At 37.0% G+C, this 6,319-nt stretch carries 11 protein-coding genes and 1 pseudogene; 8 read left to right on the top strand and 4 right to left on the bottom strand.

Annotated features, from left to right (window positions below; translation table 11 throughout):
• On the top strand, positions 1 to 299 hold a 299-nt coding region (locus ACFIO5_RS09090; RefSeq protein WP_375705261.1), incomplete at its 5' end, for a hypothetical protein.
• Positions 286 to 800 (top strand): annotated as a pseudogene (locus ACFIO5_RS09085) (hypothetical protein). The gene ACFIO5_RS09090 and the pseudogene ACFIO5_RS09085, both read left to right, overlap by 14 nt.
• Positions 801 to 925: 125 nt before the next feature.
• Here ACFIO5_RS09085 and ACFIO5_RS09080 read toward each other — a convergent pair.
• The gene (locus ACFIO5_RS09080) at positions 926 to 1,231 is read right to left on the bottom strand and encodes a BrnA antitoxin family protein (protein ID WP_273756873.1); all 306 of its coding nucleotides are present in this window, start codon (positions 1,229 to 1,231) and stop codon (positions 926 to 928) included.
• Positions 1,209 to 1,508, bottom strand: coding sequence for a BrnT family toxin (locus ACFIO5_RS09075; protein ID WP_375612484.1), 300 nt, complete (start codon positions 1,506 to 1,508; stop codon positions 1,209 to 1,211). Before ACFIO5_RS09075 ends, ACFIO5_RS09080 begins: the two co-directional genes overlap by 23 nt.
• 194 nt (positions 1,509 to 1,702) lie before the next feature.
• On the opposite strand from ACFIO5_RS09075, the gene ssb reads away from it, so the two are divergent.
• The 6 genes from ssb to ACFIO5_RS09045 all read left to right on the top strand — a co-directional run bounded on the left by ssb (position 1,703) and on the right by ACFIO5_RS09045 (position 5,532).
• On the top strand, positions 1,703 to 2,155 hold the full coding sequence (gene ssb / locus ACFIO5_RS09070) for a single-stranded DNA-binding protein (protein ID WP_375635128.1): 453 nt from the start codon (positions 1,703 to 1,705) through the stop codon (positions 2,153 to 2,155).
• Positions 2,156 to 2,165: 10 nt separating this feature from the next.
• The gene (locus ACFIO5_RS09065) at positions 2,166 to 2,714 is read left to right on the top strand and encodes a hypothetical protein (protein ID WP_375632642.1); all 549 of its coding nucleotides are present in this window, start codon (positions 2,166 to 2,168) and stop codon (positions 2,712 to 2,714) included.
• A 327-nt stretch (positions 2,715 to 3,041) separates the two neighbouring features.
• A complete protein-coding gene (locus ACFIO5_RS09060; protein WP_375655788.1) occupies positions 3,042 to 3,356 on the top strand; it encodes a hypothetical protein in 315 nt (104 codons plus the stop codon).
• Between the two features lie 3 nt (positions 3,357 to 3,359).
• Positions 3,360 to 3,944 carry a hypothetical protein gene (locus tag ACFIO5_RS09055; protein ID WP_375683359.1) on the top strand — a complete coding sequence of 195 codons (585 nt, stop codon included), beginning with the start codon at positions 3,360 to 3,362 and terminating at the stop codon, positions 3,942 to 3,944.
• 566 nt (positions 3,945 to 4,510) lie between these two features.
• On the top strand, positions 4,511 to 5,257 hold the full coding sequence (locus tag ACFIO5_RS09050; RefSeq protein ID WP_375629428.1) for an antA/AntB antirepressor family protein: 747 nt from the start codon (positions 4,511 to 4,513) through the stop codon (positions 5,255 to 5,257).
• Positions 5,254 to 5,532, top strand: coding sequence for a hypothetical protein (locus ACFIO5_RS09045; protein ID WP_375613974.1), 279 nt, complete (start codon positions 5,254 to 5,256; stop codon positions 5,530 to 5,532). Before ACFIO5_RS09050 ends, ACFIO5_RS09045 begins: the two co-directional genes overlap by 4 nt.
• A 51-nt stretch (positions 5,533 to 5,583) precedes the next feature.
• Here ACFIO5_RS09045 and ACFIO5_RS09040 read toward each other — a convergent pair whose 3' ends face one another.
• On the bottom strand, positions 5,584 to 5,889 hold the full coding sequence (locus tag ACFIO5_RS09040) for a BrnA antitoxin family protein (RefSeq protein ID WP_006589112.1): 306 nt from the start codon (positions 5,887 to 5,889) through the stop codon (positions 5,584 to 5,586).
• Positions 5,867 to 6,133, bottom strand: a complete 267-nt coding sequence (locus tag ACFIO5_RS09035; RefSeq protein ID WP_375613975.1) for a BrnT family toxin — start codon at positions 6,131 to 6,133, stop codon at positions 5,867 to 5,869. Before ACFIO5_RS09035 ends, ACFIO5_RS09040 begins: the two co-directional genes overlap by 23 nt.
• Between the last annotated feature and the right edge of the window lie 186 nt (positions 6,134 to 6,319).

The raw sequence follows: 6,319 nt of genomic DNA, 5'->3' as shown, positions 1-6,319 counted from the left end.
AAAAAGAGTTTGTTGCAACAGCTGTTGGTTATGTTCCTTGGGGAGACGGAGCAGAGGAGTATTTTTACAACCTCTACGAATATGAAGACGGCACAAGAGAGTGTGAAAAGTTTGATGGCGGACAGTATTATACCACACCAGAAAATGCAGATTTTAGTACCAAAGCGCAGGTGAAAGCATGGGTTTACGGTGGGAATATTCCGAAAAGCATTCTCAATTACGAACCTCTTATAGATGAGATTAACAGAGAGATCAAAAAATTATCGAAAACCGCAGGAAATAAATATGTTTACAGATAAGCAGCTAAGAGCCTTGTTTGGCATTATAACTTTTATATTTTTATGTTTTTTAGGAATTAAAAAAAATCCCTACTTTATTCAAAGTATTTTGACATTCGCATCTGTTTCTTTGGTAATAGTCACAACTGTTTTTGCAATTTTATGCAATTCCAAGATTCCTTCTGAATTGCAGAGCAACCCAAAATACAAACGCGGCAATACAACAGGTTGGGTGAAACTAACACGTGATTTACAACAGTATATGCACAGACTTTTAAAGCTAATAAGTTTAGCACTTGTCGTTTTAATTTTCCCAAATAGTTATAAGGAAACTGTTTCTTTACCTTTCATTTCTAAGTACGTGGAGTACAAGCTTTCTTTTTCATTGGATAATGTACTTTGGTACTCAGATATTGCTCTTTGGTATTCTTTTTTAGTCTGTGTATTTTTCCTTATGTTACGTACACGCAGTTAATAAATATATCTATTTACACACTACAGTGCTCAGTTAAAAAGCTATAGTAAAATTTCCGATTTTATAAAACTGTTCAGATTACGTTGTTTCTTCTCAACGTTCATAGATGAGATCAACAAGGAGATAAAAAACTATCGAAAGCAGTTTGATACTCTTTGTAGCAGGAAAGAGATCAACGCATTGAACGAAGCATGGCGTCACGTAAAATTGCGTTAATCCGTGTTTGATATCCTTTCCCTTGACTTTTAAGCCACGCTAGAACGTCTGAATCCACACGTACTGTTGTGACAGTTTTGGTTGGTTTATAGAATGGATTGCGAACGGCGTTTTTCCAAAATGCATCATTGAGTGACGGAATATCACTATGATCAATTGCACTGTCCGGCATTGCAGCCAGCTTATCAACTTCAACTCTCTGTTTATCTGTCAAAGGTGATAAGTTACCTACATCAATTTCATAAAGAACTTTCTTCTTCATAACGTTTCCTTTCTTTCGAGTTAGCTCGCCGCGCTGAAATAATACGGATTACTTCTATACCATCTTTATCATCATGGACAGTATGCGCCACGAGCAGCAGTAAAAAACCATCCACAAGACCCAAAGTTTGCCAACGATATTCTCCGTTTTCAATACGGTCTTGTTTAACCATGGCGAACGGGTCTGCAAAAACACGAGCAGCAATTTCAAAACTGACACGGTGCTTTCTAAGATTACTTTTCGCTTTAGCTTCATCCCATTCAAATCTTATTTTCATATCTTATGTTAATACATTTATGTATGTATTTCAAGAGTTTTAAATGAACACTGAACTATTTATGTTTTTTTGCATATTAAATATAATTTTATATGTTAAAAAACAATATTATCATTTTGAAATAATTGAAAAAATAAGCAAATCATGCTAAGATTTTCTATGTATTAAAGTACAAGTTTAAGGTAAGAAAAAACATGCTAAATAAAGTGACATTAATCGGGCGTTTAGGTGCTGATCCCGAAAGCAAAACAATGAATTCTGGAGCAGAAATAGTCAATTTTAGTATAGCGACTTCTGAGAGCTATACAGATAAAAAAACCAATCAAAAAGTAGAGAAAACAGAATGGCATTCCGTTGTGATTTTTAATCCACATTTGGCAAAAATTGCACTTCAATATCTAAACAAAGGTTCAAAGGTTTACATAGAAGGAAAATTACAGACACGCAAATGGCAAGATAAAAATGGGCATGACCGTTACACAACAGAGATTGTCTTACCACAATTCAAAGGCGAGTTGTATTTGCTTGATGCCAAAAAAGATCAATCGGCATCCCCTACCCCTTCACCTATTACTTCTCAAAATTATGCTATCGCTTCAGGTGCTCAAGATTATAGAACAGCTCTTAACGATAGCGTCCCATTCTGATTGAAAAAATATGGCTAAAAGAAAAAAACGTACAAAACGTGGTCGTCCTCGGATTAAAGGGTGTATCAGAGAACCAAATGGACGTATCTCACGAGCAAAAACACCGCATGAACCCATGGATAAATTGGCAATTGAAATGCGTGCCAAACGCTTCTGTTTGACCATAGAAGAGGCTAAAAATCCGCTTTCCGGTACCTATATCGGGCGGCTTTATTTGCAAGGCGAAATAAATCAAGACCAATATGATGCTGCGCAAAAATATCTTGAAGTGAAAAATGACTATTCGTGTGCAAAAGGTTTGCCAAGTGCTGTTTATGATAAAATGCCCTCATCTTCTGATGAGACAGCAAAAGAAAAATGGATTAAATTTGCAACAGAACAGTTTTCAAACATGCAAGAGGCTATCAAAGAAGCACAACACCTCTATAGACAGTATAATCTTTATGCCGCGATACAACATCTTGTTATAGAAAACCAAACATTACCACATCTTGTTAGTTCTTTGCGTATTGCTCTAAATGCTCTCCAGAAGTATTTTTATCCAAAAAATAAATGGTAAATGCTTTAACGTATAAACGATTTTTGGGAACGGAATATTTGCATCATTTGTTTGTAAAGCAGCATATTTAGGTAAAAAAATAAAAAAAACACAATATATTGATTTTTTTGTTGACAATATGTGAAAAGTCGTATTTAATGACGCTGCTGTACTGGTCGAATTGCGTCCAAAATTCAAAAATATCCTCTAAAAATTTAGTAAAATGTGATCTTGAAACGTGGCTAGAAAGCCCTGTTTTCTGGGTAATTCTGACTAATCTATTTTTCAAATAACAAAAATCAATAATTGACTAATGATGTCATTAATTATGACGCAAAAGGAGCAATGATGAAAGCTGTCATCACTAAGCCAATGTGTGTTGTTGGAGACAATAAAAGCACTGTTCGCTTTGAACCATCAACACCCAATAATCCATTTGTTGAAGTTTCTAATCAAGTCTACGCACGTCTCAAGCGCGCCAATGCTGCAAAACTTTTTGTTGACGTCAAGACAACAGCAAAAACAGATAAGGCAATTGAACAAATTAAGCAGATAAAACAAGAAGCCGTACAAACATCGTCTGAACCAGTGACAGAGGAAATTCCACTCGAACAGCCAAAAGCATCTAAAGCTTCCAAGTCACCTACCCCAAAAAAGGCTTAGAAGTTGAAGTTAATCATCCACCAAAAATGGTATCTTCAACAGGTGAAGGATACCTTCACCAGTCTTCAAGCACCACGCCTTAATTGGGCTCTGCGTAATGCTCTAAACACTGCAGCAAAACAAGTTGAACGCTTTACTGAAAAGCAAGTTGCAGACATCTCATCAGCCCAAATAAAGCGTATAAGAAGAGGTGTTTATATTAAAGAAAAGGCGACAGCAAGGTTTCTTGAGACAGATATCATTGGTTCTGGAACACCAATACCTCTTAAATTTTTTCAAGCAAGAGAAACAAAACGCGGCGTAACTTACACACTGTTTGGAAAGAAAGAAATCTTACCCCATGCTTTTATCAAAGGTGGGAGTTTTCCAAAGCGCGTTGAATTAAAAAAGCTGAATGGGAATGTGTTTCAAAGAGCCGATGGAGATCAATTCCCCATTGCAAAACAAAAAGGACCCTCCATTGCTGGGGTGATGTCCAAGCCAGAGATTGCAAGTACTATTGTAAAAAAAGCCAATGAAAGATTAATTGCCAACATACAGTACCAACTTGCTCGTCAAGAATATGCCGCCAATAAGAAAGCTAAATAATGTTCTTAAGCTATGTCAACACGCTACTCACTTTAATTGTAATTTTTAAAGCAGATTATCATTTGCGCTTTGGTTTTTTCCAGAAAAAATACAATAAATCAATGCAAAAGGTACTTCCCAGCGGGTTGGGTCTGTTGCGGGGCGGACGAGCGCGAACTATCGCTAGCGACAGAATTTTCAAATCAACTGTACATTGTACACTTAACTCATTGATAAATAACAAATTTAATGTGTCCTCATATACACACTGTACAATAGTGGATTATTTTTTAGAAAAAGTTTTTTATCACTTGACAAGACAGTATCATTATATCTATTGTCGAATCAGGTGCCTAAGAAACACCTTAAAACAACTAGCGGATTGGTTGCCGAAATAACTCGTTTTCCGCAATTTAAAAGCTTTGACTCATTGTATGCTATATGCATATAATAATATTGTCGGGTGTGGTTATGCCATATAATACCCTTTCGGGGAAAGCATAACGACGGGCTAGTTGCCGTGTTTCTTAGCGCCCGGCACTCTTTTAGAGTGTCATTAAGAAACCTCTAACAACTAGGAGTTCATTATGAACACACTTATAGAAATATCAGAACAGGTTATTGATCAGGAAACTGTTCAAACTGTTAATGCGCGTGAATTGCACGCATTTTTGGAAATTACATCAAAGTTTGCAGACTGGATTAAAAATCGCATTAAAGAATGTAATTTTCGAGAAAATATAGACTTTATAGGTTTTTCTAAAAATTTAGAAAAAGGTGGGCGCCCAAGCATAGAATACTACCTCACCTTAGACATGGCTAAACACCTTTCCATGATAGAGCGTAACGATAAAGGACATGAAGCTCGTCAATATTTTATCAAATGTGAACGACTTTTGAAACAAGTAGCAACACCGCAAATAAATCTTGCCAATGCATTGGAAAATCCTCTTACGATCAAACAGCTCCTTTTAGAGAGTATTAATCAATTAGAAGACTTAAGAAATGAGGTGAATACACTCAAGCCTAAAGCAGAGGCTTTGGAAGGCTTAAAACGCTCTGATGGTTTATTCGGTCTTATTGAAGCAGCAAAGATGTTGGAAGTACGACCAAAGGATTTAACTGATTACTTGCGTAAACATGGTTGGGTGTATCGGCGTACTCCAGGGGCGCCTCTGTTACCTTATCAAGATAAAATCAAAAAAGGTTTCATGGACTGTCCTGCTATCACCATTCAAAGACCAGATGGTACAGAAAAAGTGCTCCCTTCAACAAAAATTACATCCAGAGGATTGGCATGTTTGAGAGAGCAAATCTTTGGGGGTGTGCAATGAATAGCAGTGTCGACTTCTTATGCGATTTGTGGATAGCGTTGGCTCAATTTTCCAATCATCAAAGTGTTGGAGATGAGGATTGTAACACGCTGGTGCAGGTCATGGGCGTGGTGGAAAAAGCTTTGATTTTAGAACTTCAAGATGAAGTGCCCAATTTTACAAAGATTCTGGCAGTTCTTACAGATTTCGGAGCTTCAGAGTTTCCCATGGCTATGAATCCTTTTTTGAAAGCTTACGAACCAGATTTAGAAAGCCCCATTAAAAAGGTTGCTTAACTTAAAAACAGAACTCCCCTCCCCGTTCTCAAAAATGGGGAGGTGGTTGGTTTAGCTGCCACTTGCTTTTTTTAAGACTTCACCCATACGTGTTCGCCAATCTTTTCCTTGTTTTTTAAAAGAGGCAATAACATTTGGGTCGAGACGGAGAGTAACCGCTTGTTTAGGAGATTCAACGGGTGGACGCCCACGTTTACGGCGCTCTTCTGTTACATACTTAAAAAAAGAGGCTGGTAAAACGTCTTTAGCTGGCTTTAAGCGTGCAAGTTCTTCATCTGTTAGTGGTGGGGAATCCACAGCGTCCCAGTCTTCTTTTGTATAGCCACATCCTGTTTCAAAGGTTTTTTTGATAGTCATTGAAAACCTCTCTTTCTTTTTTATTCGCTTGACGAAAACTGATAATGGATATCGCTTCATTGCCAAGCTTTGCAAAAACAATAACTGTTGTGCCATCCGCAAAATGTCCAATAGCCTTCATGCGGTTTGAATGGGTTGCATCAATAAGAGCATGTTCCCAGTCAAAGTAAATAACATCAGCAAAATCAAGCTTATGTTTAACAATGTTCAAAGCTCTTTTTGGTTCATCCCACACTATCTTCATATATTTTATGTACACGAAAAATAAAGCCTTGTCAATAATTAAAGTGTACAATAATTCGTATATACCATTCAAAATGGAGCAACTATGAATAAGAAGAATCGTAAGGGTCTATCGGTTCGTGCGTTTGCGAAGAAGATGGGTGTTTCACATAATGCAGTGGTTTCTCGGATAAAGACAGGTAAATTT

This window comes from Bartonella sp. AA86SXKL (genome assembly GCF_042196885.1).
The sequence above is the reverse complement of the archived record's forward strand: the minus strand, read 5'-3'. Positions and strand labels throughout refer to the sequence as shown.